The following is a 16,186-nucleotide window of genomic DNA, read 5'->3' on the forward strand; positions in this document are numbered from 1 at the left end:
ATCAACAACACAGACGAGGGATGTCCATGAACCGATTGTTTAAACACGTATTCATCGCCATCCTGTCCGGATTGCTCGCCTGCGGCGCCATCGCCGCCGATATGCGCGTGGCGCTGCCCGAGCGGCCGGCGCTGATCATTCCACTTCCCGTGGGCTGGCGGGGCCAGGTGCGGCGCGCCACGCCGGAGCTGCCACCCACCGTGATGCTGTCGTCCATCACCGAGAAAAATTTCCAGGTTCTGGTCACCCCCATCTGGCCGATGCGCGCAGACTCCAAGCCGATCACGCCGGATTTTCTGCGGGCTATGGTGGCGGCTGGTGCCGAAAAGGCCAAGCCACAGGCTGTCGAGACGGATATCCCGGTGCGTGAATTGTCGGGCCAGGGCCTGTTTGGCGCGTACTTTTTCGCCACTGACCGGGCGCCCAAGCCCGGCGAATACCGCAACATGACCCAGGGCATGGTCGCGATCGGCGAGTTGCAGGTGGGCTTTACCATCCTGAGCAACGGCGATGCGGCGGCGGTCAATGGGCCCGCGCTGCAGATGCTGCAGTCCCTGCGGCGGGAATGACGCCCGGGCGCTAGCGGCCGGGCGGCGCGACCGCCGCGCCCTCAATCCCGTGCCGCGCCAGGGCCTGCGCCACAAAACCCGAGGCTTTCATCTCCTCAATGAAGGACGCGAGGTAGCGCGCGCCGGCCTCACGCCCCTTGGGCAGGCCCATGGCCTGGTTGATCACCATAAAGCGCCCCGGCAGCAGGCGCAGGCCGGGCAGGCGTTTGGCGTCGGCTTCGAGCTGCTGCTTGACGCCGGCCGCCACTTCCAGGTTCTGCGCGACCATGACGTCGGTCACCGCCGGTGAGGTTGGGGCTTTCACCAGCCTGGCGGCCTTGAGCTCACGGCTCAGGTAAAGGTCGTAGGCGCTGCCATTGCCGACCACGATGCGGTGGGCCGCCTGGTCCACCTCTTCATTGCGGCGTATCGGCGAGTCGTTTCGCACCAGGTAGGCGCCTTCGATGATGACGTAAGGCGGTGTCTGCAGCATGTCGGCGCCGCGTACCGGGTCTATCGCAACAAAAGCGATGTCGACCTGCGCGTCCCTGACCGCTTCGACCACCTTGCCGGCCGAGGTGAAGGTCACCAGTTCAACCGGCACGCCCAGCCGCCGGCCGAGTTCACGCGAGAGGTCCACCGACACGCCGCGTGGCTCGCCGCCGGCGGCATCTTTCACCGCCAGTATGGGGTTGCCGAAATTGATCGCGGCCTTGAGCTTGCCGGAGGGCGCCAGTTCGGCCACGGGCGCCCGTGGTGCGGAGGCGCAACCCAGCAGTGCGAAAGCAGCCAGCACCAGTATGGCCAGCGCTACCAGCCACCACCACAAATCGTTAGCGCCGCGCACCTGGCCCGGGGACAGTTCCTCGCTCGTGCCCGTGCCCGGTCCCTCCTCGAATCCGATGCCCCCTGCCTCCACCGCATCCTTGGCTTCCTTGAGTCCCATGCCGGTCAGGCCCCGCAAGCGCCGTACCGCCTCTATCTTGTTGCCCTGGTCCAGCGCCTCCCGCACCTGCGCGGGCAGGGGCGCGCCGGCGGGCAAGGCTTTGGGCGCAAAACCGCCGGCCGGTGCTTCGCCGCGCATATAGGCTTCCAGCGCGTCCTTGGTTTCCTTCAGGCCCAGGCCGGTGCCGGCGCGCATCAGCTGGATGGCTTCGACCAGGTTGCCGCGCTGCAAGGCGTCCTGCACGGGCTGGGGAAGGCTGGGGGCAGGGTTGCTACTGTGAGGGGAGGAGGGAGGAGTGGAGTCATTCATATGCGCCTCGACGGTGGGACGAAAGATGAAGAAAAAGCAAGGCGCTTGCGCATCGGGCCTGCGCAAGAAGGTGAGCTATTGGAACGGCCCGCGCCACCTTCGTCAATCGGCAGTTCACCCCCATCCAGCGAGCCCCAATAAAAAAGCAGCCCAAGGGCTGCTTTTTCAGAAAAGGCAGAACGGGCAGGCCGCCCGCGGCGCTGTGCCGCTTATTCGACCTTGGCTTTTTTGCGCAGGTCGGCCTGGAAGGCGGCCAGCTTTTGCTGCTGCATCGACTGGGCGATCTGCGGCTTGACTTCGTCAAACGAAGGCAGCTGCGCCGTGCGGATGTCGTCGACACGAATGATGTGGTAGCCGAATTGGGTCTTCACCGGGGTTTCGGTGGTCTGGCCCTTGGCCAGCTTGCCCAGCGCTTCGCTGAACTCAGGCACATAGCTGGAGGGGTTGGCCCAGTCCAGGTCGCCGCCCTTGGCGCCGGATCCGGGGTCCTTGGATTTCTTCTTGGCGATCTCGTCGAACTTGCCGCCTTTTTTCAGGCTGGCAATGATGTCCTTGGCTTCGGCTTCTTTTTCCACCAGGATGTGGCGCGCCTTGTATTCCTTGCCGCCGTTGGCCTCGGCGAACTTGTCGTATTCGGCCTTCATTTCGGCTTCGGTGACCGGATTGTTCTTCTGGTAGTCGGCGAACAGCTCGCGGATCAGGATGGTCTGGCGCGCCAGTTCCATCTGCACCTTGACGTCTTCGCTGGTGGTCAGGCCCCGTTTTTCGGCTTCCTGCATGAAGACCTCGCGCGCGATCACTTCTTCGCGCAGCTGGGATTCCATGTCCGGGGTCACGGGCCGGCCGGACTTGGCGACCTGCTGCGCCAGCGAGTCCAGGCGGGACTTGGGAACGGCCTTGCCGTTGACGATGGCAAGGTTTTGCGCCAGGGCGCCTTGGGCGCCCAGGGCCAGCAGGGCCGCAACAGCGGTAGCCAGTACAAATTGTTTCTTCATGGTGTCTTGCAGTCCTTTGGTGAATGCTTGGGTTAGCGTCTGGATGGTGCCTGGCCTTCGCGGCCGGAGTGACGCAGGCGCCGCGGGTTTCAGGGTGACTCGATGATCTCGATCGCCAGGGCGTGCAGGCCCTGGTCAATGAAATTTTGCAGTGCATCATACACAAGGCGGTGGCGCGCCACCCGGCTTTGGCCGGTAAAGAGCGGGCTCGCGATGCGGATGCGAAAGTGGCTGCCGTAACCCTCGGCGTTGGCGCCCGAATGCCCGGCATGGGCGGCGCTTTCATCCAGCACCTCCAGCCGCGTGGGCTGCAGCCGCGCCTGCAGCTGCAGTTCTATGTCATGGGCGCGCACGGGCAGGGCGCTGGAAACGCCGGCCATCATGGTGTGGTGCCGGGTTTGATGTGCTTGTTGAGGTACACCGCCTGCGCCAGCACAAACACCACCATCAGGCCCAGGCCGCCGAAGAGCTTGAAATTGACCCAGGTGTCGGTGGAGAAGGTGAAGGCCACCCACAGGTTGAGCATGCCCATGACGGCAAAAAAACCTATCCAGCTGAAATTGACGGCTCGCCAGATGGTGTCCGGCAGTTCCATCTGCGCGCCCATCAGCGACTTGATGCCGTTTTTCTTGAAAACCAGCTGGCCGACCAGCAGGGCGCTGCCCATGACCCAGTAGAGCACCGTGGGCTTCCATTTGATGAAGTTCTCGCTGTGGAAATAAATCGTGGCGCCGCCCAGCACGGTGACCAGCGCCAGGCTGACCCACAGCATGGTGTCCACTTTTTTGCCGCGCGCCTTGAGCCAGAGGATTTGCGCCAGCGTGGCGATGATCACCACCACGGTGGCCAGCAGCACCGGCGCCTCCGAGGGGCCCACCACGCCGCCCGAAACCATAAAACCTAGCCAGTCGGTGGCCGTCGTTGCGGCCCAGTCCTTGTGGCCTTCGGCGTACTTGAACATGCCGAAAAACAGGACGATGGGTAAAAAGTCGAAAAGAAGTTTCATGTGCTGATTATCTGGCCTAAGCGCGGGCCCTTGAACGATCCCCAGCCGGGCGCGCGGCCCGGCCCCCATGCATTTCGTGCGCCCTCAGGCTTTGGGTTTGAAATCGAGGGAGGCCGAATTCATGCAGTAACGCAGGCCGGTTGGCGTCGGCCCATCCGGGAACACATGGCCCAGGTGCGCGCCGCAGCTGGCGCACACCGTTTCGGTGCGCACCATGCCGTGCTTGCGGTCCACGATTTCCTCGATCGCGCCCGGCACGGCCTCCTCGGAAAAACTGGGCCAGCCGCAGCCGGCGTCGAATTTGGTCTCGGAGTCGAACAGCTTGGCGCCGCAGCAGATGCAGTGGTAGCTGCCGTCGGCCCAGACGGCTTCGTACTTGCCGGTGTAGGGGCGTTCGGTGGCGGCGTGGCGGGTGACTTCAAAGGCGGCCGGTTCGGCCCCTTTTTCGGCCAGCAGGGCTTTCCATTCGGCGTCGGTTTTCTGGATCTTGGCGCTCATATTCCGGGTCCTGTGGTGTGGCGTTGATGTTACGAACTGCAACTGATTTCAATCGAGGACGCCCAGTCGGGCGGGAAACCGGCAAAACTTTCGTGGCCGGGATGCTCCTCACATGGGGATTGCAGCAGGGCAAGCAAGGTATCGACACCCGAAAAGTCTTTTAGTTTCGCCGCGCGTATGGCTTCTTCGCCCAGGTGGTTGCGCAGCACGAATTTCGGGTTGCTCTTGTGCATCAGGCCGGCCCGCAGTGCCTGGTCCACGCCGGCCAGCCGCCGCGAATAGTCCTGCGCCCAGGTGTTGAAGGATTCGCGGTCGAAGAACAGGTCGCGCACCGGCTCATGGCCGCTTTGCGGCGTGAAGCCGTTCAGGCGCCGCCAGAAGATGCTGTAGTCCACCTTGTTGCCGGCCAGCAGCTTGAAGGCGTTGTCCACCAGGGCCTTGTCATCCGGCTGCTCGTCCGCCAGGCCCAGCTTGGCGCGCATGCGCGCGTACAGGGCGTCGGGAAACAGGGTTTTATAAGGCTCCAGCGCGGCCAGTGCGAGTTCCTGCTCGCCGATCAGCGGCAGCAGGGCCTGGCCCAGGCAGAACAGATTCCAGTAGGCCATGTTCGGCTGGCGGTTGTAGGCGTAGCGGCCCTGGGCGTCCGAGTGGTTGCAGATATGGTTGGGGTCGAAGGCGTCCAGGAACTGGAAGGGGCCGTAGTCTATGGTCAGGCCCAGGATGCTCATGTTGTCGGTGTTCATCACGCCGTGGCAAAAGCCCACGGCCTGCCAGGCCGCCATCAGGTGGGCCGTGCGCGCGCTGACGGCCTCCAGCAGGGCCGCATAGGGCTGCGGCGCCTCGCGGCAGTCGGGGTAAAAGCGGTCTATGACGTAGTCGGCCAGGGCCTTGAGCTGGGCATGCTGGCCGCTGTAGCTGAAATGCTCGAAATGCCCGAAGCGGATAAAGCTGGGTGCGGCGCGCGTCACCACGGCGGCGGTTTCGATTTCTTCGCGCCGCACCGGCGCGTCTGAGCCCGTGACGCACAGCGCCCGCGTGGTCGGAATGCCCAGGCCGTGCATGGCCTCGGAGCACAAAAACTCGCGAATCGAGCTGCGCAGCACGGCACGGCCGTCGCCCATGCGCGAATACGGGGTTTTGCCGGCGCCCTTGAGCTGGATTTCCTGCGGGCCGTTCGGTGTATCTATCTCACCCAGCAGCAGCGCGCGGCCGTCGCCCAGTTGCCCGGCCCAGACGCCGAACTGGTGGCCGCTGTAGACGCTGGCCAGGGGCCGTGAGCCCGGCAACTGGCGGTTGCCCGTCAGGGCTTCCAGGGTGTCGGCCGATTCCAGCCAGCTGTCTTCAAGCCCGAGCTCGCGTGCCAGCGCGCGGCTTTTACCCACCCAGTAGGGCGAGGGCAGGGGTGTGGGCTGAAGTTCGGTGTAAAAGTCCGGGCCCAGGGCGGCAAAGCTGTTGACCCAGGTCAGGCCGGAGGTGTTGACCTGTGCCAGTGTGTCTTCAGGCGCGTCGGTGGCGGGGAGTGCAGGGGTCATGGGCTTATTGTGCTATCGCCCAGGCAGCCATGCCGGACAGGGGTTAAGCCTTGTCCTGCGTGGGCCGGCTGGCATAGGCGGCCAGCGCCTGCTCGTCGAGCAGGGCCACGCGGCCAAACTCCAGCGACACCAGGCCCAGCCCTTCCAGGGTCTGCAGCACGCGGTTGACGGTCTGGCGCGACAGGCCGGCCAGGTGGCCCAGTTCTTCCTGCGACAGCAGCAGCTTGCGCCTACCCTGCCAGAACACCCGGCTCAGGTAGAGCGCCACACGCTGCTCGGGCGCGCGCAGGCGGCCCGCCTCGATGATGGTCATGGCCTGGGCCAGGCGCCGGTTCAGGTGGGCGACCAGGTAGTGGTTGAAGTCCAGGGAGCCGGCCAGCAGCTCGTCGAATTCGGCGCGCGGCAGGCACAGCAGCGTGGTGTCGCGCAGTGCGATCACGTCGTAGCGGCGCGGTTCGGTCTTGAGCGCCGAGCCCTCGCCAAACCATTCGCCGTCGGGCACACCCAGAAAGGCCGACACCCGGCCCTCGGGCGAGGTGCTTTGCAGCTTCACCAGGCCCGACAGCACCGCATACCAGCCCTGAACCGGCGCGCCCGCGCCCAGCAGCACTTCGCCCTTGCGCCCGTCCAGCGTGAAGCTGTGCTCCAGCAAGCGCGCCTGGTGCTCGGCCGTCAGGCCGGGGAACCAGGGCTGGCCGCTGAGGAAGCGATGCGGCAAAGGGGCGAGGTCGAAGGGCATGGGCGCAATTGTCCTCTGACCGCGGCACGGGGTATTTACCTAGAACCTGTCGGCCGGACGACAGGCTTTGCCTTCCGCCCGCCAGGCGGCGACAGTAGGCTGCGCGGTGTCGCCAAGGCGCCGCCGCTGGGGACTTTCCCGGGGCCTGACGCGCAAGCCCCGGGGGTACCATGGCCGCGCAGACAGTTGATTCACCCATACGCCCACCGGGCAGGAAAGGAAAGCCGACGATGTTAGGTTTGATGCAAAGCCAGCCACTGCTGATTTCCGGTTTGATCGAGTTCGCGGAGCGCCACCACGGCGACGCCGAAATCGTCTCGCGCCGCGTGGAAGGCGACCTGCATCGCTACAGCTACAAGGACATGGGCCAGCGGGCCCGCCGCGTCGCCAAGGCGCTGGACGGCCTGAAGCTGGCTTTCAGCGACCGGGTCGCCACGCTGGCCTGGAACGGCTACCGCCACCTGGAGCTGTACTACGGCGTGAGCGGCTCGGGCCGGGTGCTGCACACCATCAATCCGCGCCTGCACCCGGACCAGATCGCCTGGATTGCCAACCATGCCGAGGACCAGGTGCTGTGCTTCGACCTGAGTTTTTTGCCGTTGGTGCAGGCCGTGCATGCCCGCTGCCCGACCATCAAACACTACATCGCGCTTTGCGACGCCGACAAGCTGCCGGCCGATTCGGGTGTGCCTCACCTGCAAAGCTATGAAAGCTGGATAGGGGCGCAAAGCGCCGACTACACCTGGCCCAGCTTTGACGAGAACACGGCTTCGAGCATGTGCTACACCAGCGGCACCACCGGCAACCCCAAGGCCGCGCTCTACAGCCACCGCTCCAGCACGCTGCATGCCTATGCGGCCGCGCTGCCCGACGTGATGTGCATCTCGGCGCGCGACGCCATCCTGCCCGTGGTGCCCATGTTCCACGTCAACGCCTGGGGCATTCCGTACTCGGCCGCGCTCACCGGCGCCAAGCTGGTGTTCCCCGGCCCGGCGCTGGACGGCAAGTCGATCTACGAGCTGATAGAGGCCGAGAAAGTCACCTACGCGGCCGGCGTGCCCACGGTGTGGCAGATGCTGCTGACCCATATGAAACCCGCGGGCCTGAAGTTCTCCACCTTGAAGCGCACCGTCATAGGCGGCTCGGCCTGCCCGCCGGCCATGATCCATGCCTTCCGCGAAGACTACGGCGTGGAGGTGCTGCATGCCTGGGGCATGACCGAGATGAGCCCGTTGGGCACGTTGTGCACGCTCAAGAACAAGCACGACGCGCTGCCCGAAGCCGAAAAAATGAAGATACGCCTCAAGCAGGGGCGCGCCATTTACGGCGTCGACATGAAAATCGTGGACGCCAATGGCGAGGAACTGCCCTGGGACGGCAAGGTCTTCGGCGACCTGCACGTCAAGGGGCCGTGGATCGTGCGCGAATACTTCAAGGGCGAGGGCGGCGACCCGCTGGTGGGCGGCTGGTTCCCCACGGGCGACGTCGGCACCATAGACCCCGACGGCTATTTGCAGATCACCGACCGCAGCAAGGACGTTATCAAGTCGGGCGGCGAATGGATCAGTTCCATCGAGATCGAGAACATCGCCGTGGCCCACCCGGCCGTGGCCATGGCCGCCTGCATAGGCGTGGCCCATCCCAAGTGGGACGAGCGCCCCATCATCGCGGTCGTCAAAAAACCGGGGATGGATGTCACCCGCGATGAGCTTCTGCGCTTTTACGACGGCAAGACCGCCAAATGGCAAATCCCCGACGACGTGGTTTTTGTCGACGCCATCCCGCTGGGCGCCACCGGCAAGATGCTCAAGACCAAACTGCGCGAGATGCTCAAAGATTACAAGCTGCCACAGGTATGAGCCCCCACGTTCGCTCACTGCGTGTAGCTCTCTGCCCCCCGAGGGGGCGCTGCGCCTGCGGCCCGGCAAAGCCGGTTCCGCGGCCCCGGCTGGTACTGAAGAGTTTTCGCCGCTTAGGCCCGGGTCACAAGGGTGACATAGCGCTAGGGCATTCCCTGACGCAGTGCAGCATTAATTAACCTAACCTTTGCCCGCTCACCGTCAGATTTCGTTCGCAAATTCATAAATTTTCAGGAGACAAGGGATGACAACCCAAACCCGATTTTTCGCGCGGCATGCAGGCGTCGCCCTGGCGGTGTCCGCCATGCTCTACAGCGGCATGACGCTGGCCCAGGCGCCGGCCAAGGCTGCCGCCCCGGCCAAAGCCGCCGTCGCGGCGCCCGCCGCCGGCGGCGCCGTGAACCTGAACCAGACCGTCAAGATCGCGTGGCTGGACCCACTGTCCGGCCTGATGGCGGCGGTCGGCACCAACCAGCTCAAGGGCTTCCAGTTCCTGGCCGAGCAGTTCAGCAAAAAGAACAAGGCCGGCGTGAAGTTCGAGATCATCGGCATCGACAACAAGCTCAGCCCGCAGGAAACCACCAACGCGCTGAAGTCCGCCATCGACCAGGGCGCGCGCTACATCGTGCAGGGCAACGGCTCCGGCCCGGCGCTGGCCATCATGGACGCGCTGTCCAAGTACAACGAACGTAACCCCGGCAAGGAAGTCGTCTACCTCAACTACGCCGCGGTGGACCCGGACCTGACCAACAGCAAGTGCGACTACTGGCACTTCCGCCTGGATGCCGACACCTCCATGAAGATGGAGGCGCTGACCGCCTTCATGAAGGAGCAGCCGGACATCAAGAAGGTCTACCTGATCAACCAGAACTACTCGCACGGCCAGCAGGTCGCCAAGTTCGCCAAGGCCAACCTTGCATCCAAGCGCCCCGACATCCAGATCGTCGGCGAAGACCTGCACCCGCTGGCCCAGGTGCGCGACTTCGCGCCCTACATCGCCAAGATCAAGCAGTCGGGTGCCGACACCGTGATCACCGGCAACTGGGGCTCAGACCTTTCGCTGCTGGTCAAGGCCGCCAACGAGGCGGGCCTGAACAACGTCAAGTTCTACACCTACTACGCCGGCGTCACCGGCACGCCGACCGCACTGGGCGCGGGCTCGGCCGGGCGCGTCTACATGGTGGCCTACAACCACCTCAACATGGGCGGCGAGATCCAGCAGATCCAGGCCGAGTACAAAAAGAAGTTCAGCGACGACTTCTACACCGGTGCGATCTACCACGCCTTCACCATCCTGACCGAAGCCATGGCGCAGACCAAGTCGACCGAGCCGGCCGTGGTGGCCAAGGCCATGGAAGGCCTGCGCTTCAAGAGCTTTAACGGCGACGTCGAGATGCGCAAGACCGACCACCAGCTGCAGCAGGGCCTTTACATCGACAAATGGGAAAAAGCCGGCGGCAAATACCCCTACGATGCCGAGAACACAGGCTACACCTTTGTGCCGGTCAAATACTATGAGCCCTATGTGGCCAGCACGCCCACCTCGTGCCAGATGAAGCGCCCGGGATGACACCGGCGTCCCGCTGACGGACCCAGGCCCGATCCGAGTTCGGGCCTTTTTTTCATCCGGTTTTTATTGCAACAGGCGCTTATCGATGAATCTGGAATCCTTCACCATCGCGATGCTCAACGGCCTCAGCTACGGCTTGCTGCTGTTCATGCTCAGCTCTGGCCTGACGCTGATCTTCAGCATGATGGGGGTGCTCAATTTCGCGCACGCTTCCTTCTACATGGTCGGCGCCTATATCGCCTACAGCACCTCGCAGGTCATAGGCTTTTGGTGGTCGCTGCTGGTGGCGCCGCTGCTGGTATTCGCCATGGGCGCGGCTTTCGAGCGCTTTTGCCTGCGCAAGGTGCACAAGTTCGGCCATGTGCCCGAGCTGCTGGTCACCTTCGGGCTGTCCTACCTGCTGCTGGAGCTGGTGCAGCTCGTGTGGGGCCGCTCGGCCGTCAACTACGTGCTGCCCGAAGGCCTGCAGGGCCCGCTGTTCACGGTGTTCGGCACCAACTTCCCGAAATCGCGCGCCTTCATCATGTTCATCTCGCTGGCCATGCTGGCCGGCATCTGGCTGCTGCTCACGCGCACCCGCATAGGCCTGGTGATCCAGGCCGCGCTGACCCATCCTGAAACGGTGGAGGCGCTCGGCCACAACGTGCCGCGTGTCTTCATGCTGGTCTTCGGCGGCGGCGCGGCGCTGGCGGGCCTGGCCGGCGTCATAGGCGGCAACACCTTCATCACCGAGCCCGCCATGGCCGGCTCGGTGGGTGCCATCATCTTTGTGGTCGTGGTGGTGGGCGGCATGGGCTCGCTGAGCGGCGCTTTCCTGGCCTCGCTGCTGATAGGCCTGATACAGACCTTCGCGGTGCAGATGGACCAGTCGCTGATGACGCTGCTGGCCAGGTTCAGCTACACCGTGACGCCCGAGACCTTCGGTTATCCGCTGCTCAAGCTCACGATCTCGCAGGTGGCGCCCATACTGCCATTCCTGTTCCTGGTGCTGATCCTGATCTTCAGGCCCAAGGGCCTGCTCGGTACGCGGGAAGGGTGAGGCAAAAGAAGAACATGTCGACCCCGTACTACCAATTCAAACCCTATAACGTCGGCCGCTGGCTGCTGTGGACGCTGTACGCGCTGCTGCTGATCATCGCGCCGCTGATGTTCAAGAGCAGCCTGGCGCTCACCATGCTGTCGCAGGCCGGCTACCTGGTCATCATCTGCCTGAGCTACAACATCCTGCTGGGGCAGGGCGGCATGCTCAGTTTCGGCCATGCGGTCTATGCCGGGCTGGGCTCCTTCCTGGCCGTGCATGCGATGAACCTGGCCGGCAAGGGCACGTTCTACATCCCGCTGTCGCTGATCCCGCTGGTGGGCGGCCTGTCGGGCCTGTTCTTCGCGGTGCTGCTCGGTTATGTCACCACCAAAAAGGCCGGCACCACCTTTGCCATGATCACGCTGGGCGTGGGCGAGCTGGTGTTTGCCATGTCGCTGATGTTCCCCGAGTTCTTCGGCGGGGAGGGCGGCATCACCACCAACCGGGCCTACGGCAAGCCGGTGTTCGGCATCAGTTTCGGCCCGCAGATCCAGGTCTACTACCTGATCGCGTTTTACTGCTTTGTCTGCACCGCCGCGATGTTCGCCTTCACGCGCACCCCGCTGGGCCGCATCCTGAACGCCGTGCGCGACAACCCCGAGCGCGTGGAGTTCATCGGCTACAACACCCAGCGCGTGCGCTACTACGCCTTCATCATCGCCGGCTTCTTCGCCGGCATAGGCGGCGGGCTGGCGGCCATCAACTCGGAAATCGTCACGGCCGAAGTCGTGAGCGGCGTGCGCTCGGGCAGCCTGCTGCTGTTCACCTTCCTGGGCGGGGCGACCTTTTTCTTCGGCCCCATCATCGGCGCCGGCTTGCTGGTGGTGGCGCTGATCCTGCTGTCGGAGCTGTCCATGGCCTGGCTGCTGTATGTGGGCCTGATCTTCCTGTTCATGGTGATGTATGCGCCCGGCGGCATCGCCAGCCTGATCATGATGAACCTGCGCGTGGCCGCCTTCGGCAAGCTCAGGGAGTTGTGGGTCGGTTACCTGGGCCTGGCCGTGACGGCCTTTACCGCGCTGGCCGGCGCGGCCGCCATGGTCGAGATGGTCTACCACCTGCAGCTCAACGCGGCCCTGGGCCCCGAGCTGGGATTCATGGGCGTGCGGCTCAACGCGACCAATCTCAACAGCTGGCTGGGCGCGGGTTTTGTGCTGGCCACTGGCCTTGGGCTGTTTGAACTCACGCGCCGGCAATTCCTCACGCAATGGGGCCAAATACAAGATGACATCGAAAAAGAAATCAAGCGGAGGGAGCTGTTGTGAGTGCCATCACCTGTTCGCTTGAACTGAAGGATTTGCGGAAAAACTTCGGCAAGACCGAGATCATCCGCGGCGCCAACCTGCAGGTGAAAGCCGGCGAGCGCGTCGCCATCATCGGCCCCAACGGCGCGGGCAAGTCCACGCTGTTCAACCTCATCAGCGGGCGCTTTGAGCCCACCAGCGGCGAAGTGTTGCTCAACGGCCAGCGCATTGACGGCAAGAAGCCGTTTGAGATCAACCGGCTGGGCCTGTCGCGCAGCTTCCAGATCACCAACATCTTCCCCAAGCTCAGCGTGTTCGAGAACCTGCGCTGCGGCGTGCTCTGGAGCCTGGGCTACAAATACACTTTCTTGCGCTTCCTGGCCGACCTGGACGACGCCAACCAGCGCGCCGAGGAGCTGATGGCCATGATCAAGCTCGATAAAAAGCGCGACGTGCTGGCCACCAACCTGACTTACGCCGAGCAGCGCGCGCTGGAAATCGGCATCACGATTGCCGGCGGTGCCAGCGTCATCCTGCTCGATGAACCCACGGCCGGCATGAGCCGCTCCGAGACCAGCCGCTTCATCAGCCTGATCAAGGAAGTCACCGTGGGCAAGACCCTGTTGACGGTGGAGCACGACATGGGCGTGGTCTTCGGCCTGGCCGACAAGATCGCGGTGGTGGTGTATGGCGAAATCATTGCCTATGACACGCCGGAAGCCGTGCGCGCCGACCAGCGCGTGCAGGAGGCTTATCTCGGCTCTTCCGTTGCAGATGCCCAGGCGGGAGGCCACTGATGCTGCATATACAAAACCTCCACGCCTTCTACGGCAAAAGCCATGTGCTGCACGGCGTGCATTTCGACGTGCAGCCCGGCCAGATCGTCGCCTTGCTGGGGCGCAACGGCTCGGGGCGCTCCACCACGGCCAAGGCCATCATGGGCCTGGTCGACTGCCAGGGCTCCATACTCTGGAAAAAGCAGGAGATTGTCGGCAAGAAGGCCTACCAGATCGCCCACCTGGGCATAGGTTATGTGCCCGAAAACCGCGACATCTTCCCCAAGCTCACGGTGCACCAGAACCTGCTGCTGGGCCAGAAGGGATCGGGCAAGGGCTCGCGCTGGTCGTTTGAAGACATGTACCAGATGTTCCCGCGGCTGCGCGAACGCCAGCACACCGAGGCCGGCGTGCTCTCGGGCGGCGAGCAGCAGATGCTGACCTTGTGCCGCACGCTGATGGGCGATCCCGACCTGATCATCATCGACGAGCCCACCGAGGGCCTGGCGCCCAAAATCGTCGAACTGGTGGGCCAGTACCTGCAAACGCTCAAGGCCAAGGGCATTTCGGTGCTGCTGATCGAGCAGAAGCTGACGATTGCCATGGCGATTTCCGACCGCGCGCTGGTCATGGGCCACGGCAGCATCGTGTTTGACGGCACGCCCGACAGCCTGCGGGCCGACGTCTACATCCGCAAAGAGTGGCTTGAGGTGTAAAAACCTGTGTGAATTGCCTCGGGCGTGTCACCGCAGGGACAAAAATAGACCAAACACCCCAACCCAGGCCTTGTGCCGTCACAAACGCCCCCTACAATAGAAAAAGAACGGTCGTACTTTTTTGGCGACCGCTGGTGTCGCCACCAGGGCTTGCAGGGCCGCAGCGCCAGCCGAGACAACTGAAAACCGAAACTCCCATCAAGGAAAGAAGCACCGCAATGACCACTCTTTACGAAGTCCACGGCCCCGTCGCGCTCATCACGCTGAGCAACCCGCCCGTCAATGGCCTGGGCCACGCCACGCGCCTGAGCCTGACCGACAACCTGGCAAAAGCCAATGCCGATGCGGCCGTCAAGGCCATCGTGATCACCGGCGCCGGCAAGGCCTTCTCGGGCGGCGCCGACATCAAGGAGTTCGGCACGCCCAAGGCGCTGACCGAACCCAACCTGCTCAGCGTGATCCGCGCCGTCGAGAATTCCGCCAAGCCCGTCGTGGCCGCCATCCATACCGTCTGCATGGGCGGTGGCCTGGAGCTGGCCCTGGGTTGCCATTACCGCATCGCCGCGCCCGGCACCAACATTGCCTTGCCTGAAGTCAAGCTGGGCCTGCTGCCCGGCGCCGGCGGCACGCAGCGCCTGCCGCGCGTGCTCGGCGTGGAGCCGGCCCTGAACATGATCGTGAGCGGCGAACCCGTCAAGAGCGAGCTGCTCGCGCAAATCCCCGGCCAGAAGCTGTTCGACAAGCTCGCTGCCTCGCCCGAATCGCTGGCCCAGGAAGCCCTGGCCTTCGCGCAGTCGATCTCCGATACCCGGCCGCTGCCGCTGGTGCGCGAGCTGCGCGCCAAGCACCCCAACGGCGACGCCTACTTCCAGTTCGCCCGCAACATGGTCAAGGGCATGTCCAAGAACTTCCCGGCGCCGCTCAAGTGCGTGGACGCCGTGGAAGCCGCCACCAAGAAGAAATTCGAAGAAGGCATGGCCCTGGAGCGCGAGTTCTTCATCAACCTGATGTGGACGCCCGAAAGCCGCGCGCTGCGCCATATCTTCATGGCCGAGCGCGCCGCCTCCAAGATTCCCGACGTGCCGGAAGACACGCCCAAGCGCGAGATCAACTCCGTTGCGGTGATAGGCGCGGGCACCATGGGCGGCGGCATTGCCATGAACTTCCTGAACGCCGGTATTCCGGTCAAGATCCTGGAGATGAAGCAGGAAGCCCTGGACAAGGGCCTGGGCATCATCCGCAAGAACTACGAAGCCCAGGTCAAAAAGGGCAAGCTCAAGCAGGACAAGTACGAGCAGCGCATGAGCCTGCTGAGCACCACGCTGAGCTACGACGACCTGAAAGACGCCGACATGGTGATCGAGGCCGTGTTCGAGGACATGGGCGTGAAGGAAAAAGTCTTCAAGGAACTGGACCGCGTGATGAAACCAGGCGCCATCCTGGCTTCCAACACCTCGACGCTGGACGTCAACCAGATCGCCGCCTTCACCAAACGCCCGCAGGACGTGGTGGGCATGCATTTCTTCAGCCCCGCCAACGTCATGAAGCTGCTTGAAGTGGTGCGCGGCGCCAAGACCGGCAAGGACGTGCTGGCCACCGTGATGGCGGTGGGCAAAAAAATCCGCAAGACGGCCGTGGTCTCCGGCGTGTGCGACGGCTTTATCGGCAACCGCATGATCGAGCAGTACGGCCGCCAGGGCGGTTTCCTGCTCGACGAAGGCTGCACGCCCGAGCAGGTCGACAAGGCCATCGAGAAATTCGGCTTCGCCATGGGCCCCTTCCGCATGGGCGACCTGGCCGGCAACGACATCGGCTGGGCCATACGCAAGCGCCGCTACACCGAAAAGCCCGACATGAAGTACAGCAAGACGGCCGACCTGCTCTGCGAAAAAGGCCGCTTCGGCCAGAAGACCGGTGCCGGCTGGTACGACTATGTGCCCGGCAAGCGCGACGCCATCCCGAACGCCGAAGTCGTCAAGATGATCGAGGACCACCGCAAGAGCCTGGGCATCACGCCGCGCAAGATTTCCGACGAGGAAATCGTGCAGCGCCTGGTGTTCTCGCTGGTCAACGAGGCCGCGCACATCCTGGAGGAGGGCATTGCCTCCAAGGCCAGCGACATCGACATGGTCTACATCATGGGCTACGGCTTCCCGGTCTACCGCGGCGGCCCCATGCTGTACGCCGACCAGCTGGGCCTGTTCAACGTGGTGCAAAGCATGAACCGCTTCGCCCAGAACCCGCTGGACGACGCCAAATTCTGGAAGCCCGCGCCCCTGCTGGCCAAACTCGCGGCTGAAGGCAAGACCTTCAACCCGACCGTCTGAACCCAGCGCACCGCACAGATCAACGCACCCAGATTCCGGA

The 16,186-nt window shown here is 64.0% G+C and carries 15 protein-coding genes and 1 pseudogene; 8 read left to right on the plus strand and 8 right to left on the minus strand.

Translation table 11 applies throughout. The features are described 5' to 3' along the window. Positions 1-20: 20 nt before the first annotated feature. On the plus strand, positions 21-569 hold the full coding sequence (locus tag AC1D09_RS10130) for a hypothetical protein (protein WP_477663099.1): 549 nt from the start codon (positions 21-23) through the stop codon (positions 567-569). A 10-nt stretch (positions 570-579) separates the two neighbouring features. On the opposite strand, the gene AC1D09_RS10135 is transcribed toward AC1D09_RS10130, so the two are convergent. The 8 genes and pseudogenes from AC1D09_RS10135 to AC1D09_RS10170 form a co-directional block, all read right to left on the minus strand. Next, positions 580-1,326, minus strand: coding sequence for an ABC transporter substrate-binding protein (locus AC1D09_RS10135; RefSeq protein WP_477701066.1), 747 nt, complete (start codon positions 1,324-1,326; stop codon positions 580-582). 138 nt (positions 1,327-1,464) lie between these two features. Next, positions 1,465-1,803 (minus strand): annotated as a pseudogene (locus AC1D09_RS10140) (hypothetical protein); the annotation flags it as partial. Positions 1,804-2,012: 209 nt separating this feature from the next. Continuing rightward, positions 2,013-2,798, minus strand: coding sequence for a peptidylprolyl isomerase (locus AC1D09_RS10145; protein WP_477663100.1), 786 nt, complete (start codon positions 2,796-2,798; stop codon positions 2,013-2,015). An 89-nt stretch (positions 2,799-2,887) separates the two neighbouring features. Next, positions 2,888-3,181: a BolA family protein gene (locus AC1D09_RS10150; protein ID WP_371327253.1), complete on the minus strand. Its 294-nt coding sequence runs from the start codon at positions 3,179-3,181 to the stop codon at positions 2,888-2,890. Then, a complete protein-coding gene (locus AC1D09_RS10155; RefSeq protein WP_477663101.1) occupies positions 3,178-3,804 on the minus strand; it encodes a septation protein A in 627 nt (208 codons plus the stop codon). Before AC1D09_RS10155 ends, AC1D09_RS10150 begins: the two co-directional genes overlap by 4 nt. Positions 3,805-3,888: 84 nt before the next feature. Continuing rightward, complete coding sequence (msrB, locus tag AC1D09_RS10160) at positions 3,889-4,302, minus strand: peptide-methionine (R)-S-oxide reductase MsrB (RefSeq protein ID WP_074574249.1); 414 nt, start codon at positions 4,300-4,302, stop codon at positions 3,889-3,891. A 29-nt stretch (positions 4,303-4,331) separates the two neighbouring features. Further along, complete coding sequence (locus AC1D09_RS10165; protein ID WP_477663102.1) at positions 4,332-5,834, minus strand: protein adenylyltransferase SelO; 1,503 nt, start codon at positions 5,832-5,834, stop codon at positions 4,332-4,334. Between the two features lie 43 nt (positions 5,835-5,877). After that, positions 5,878-6,573, minus strand: a complete 696-nt coding sequence (locus tag AC1D09_RS10170; protein ID WP_477663103.1) for a Crp/Fnr family transcriptional regulator — start codon at positions 6,571-6,573, stop codon at positions 5,878-5,880. 230 nt (positions 6,574-6,803) lie between these two features. Between AC1D09_RS10170 and AC1D09_RS10175 the strand changes: the two genes are divergently transcribed. The 7 genes from AC1D09_RS10175 to AC1D09_RS10205 all read left to right on the plus strand — a co-directional run bounded on the left by AC1D09_RS10175 (position 6,804) and on the right by AC1D09_RS10205 (position 16,146). Next, entirely contained in the window at positions 6,804-8,432 is a 1,629-nt protein-coding gene (locus AC1D09_RS10175) for a 3-(methylthio)propionyl-CoA ligase (protein WP_477701037.1), read from the plus strand. 304 nt (positions 8,433-8,736) lie between these two features. Continuing rightward, on the plus strand, positions 8,737-10,002 hold the full coding sequence (locus AC1D09_RS10180) for a branched-chain amino acid ABC transporter substrate-binding protein (RefSeq protein WP_477701067.1): 1,266 nt from the start codon (positions 8,737-8,739) through the stop codon (positions 10,000-10,002). 85 nt (positions 10,003-10,087) lie between these two features. Next, on the plus strand, positions 10,088-11,041 hold the full coding sequence (locus AC1D09_RS10185; protein WP_007874505.1) for a branched-chain amino acid ABC transporter permease: 954 nt from the start codon (positions 10,088-10,090) through the stop codon (positions 11,039-11,041). A 14-nt stretch (positions 11,042-11,055) separates the two neighbouring features. Continuing rightward, positions 11,056-12,348 carry a branched-chain amino acid ABC transporter permease gene (locus AC1D09_RS10190; RefSeq protein ID WP_477663106.1) on the plus strand — a complete coding sequence of 431 codons (1,293 nt, stop codon included), beginning with the start codon at positions 11,056-11,058 and terminating at the stop codon, positions 12,346-12,348. Beyond that, entirely contained in the window at positions 12,345-13,124 is a 780-nt protein-coding gene (locus AC1D09_RS10195) for an ABC transporter ATP-binding protein (protein ID WP_477663107.1), read from the plus strand. The genes AC1D09_RS10190 and AC1D09_RS10195 overlap by 4 nt, the downstream gene beginning before the upstream one ends. After that, positions 13,124-13,819, plus strand: a complete 696-nt coding sequence (locus tag AC1D09_RS10200; protein WP_477663108.1) for an ABC transporter ATP-binding protein — start codon at positions 13,124-13,126, stop codon at positions 13,817-13,819. The genes AC1D09_RS10195 and AC1D09_RS10200 overlap by 1 nt, the downstream gene beginning before the upstream one ends. Positions 13,820-14,037: 218 nt before the next feature. Further along, positions 14,038-16,146: a 3-hydroxyacyl-CoA dehydrogenase NAD-binding domain-containing protein gene (locus AC1D09_RS10205; protein ID WP_477663109.1), complete on the plus strand. Its 2,109-nt coding sequence runs from the start codon at positions 14,038-14,040 to the stop codon at positions 16,144-16,146. Positions 16,147-16,186: the final 40 nt, after the last annotated feature.

This window comes from Polaromonas sp. P1_A2 (assembly GCF_056406895.1).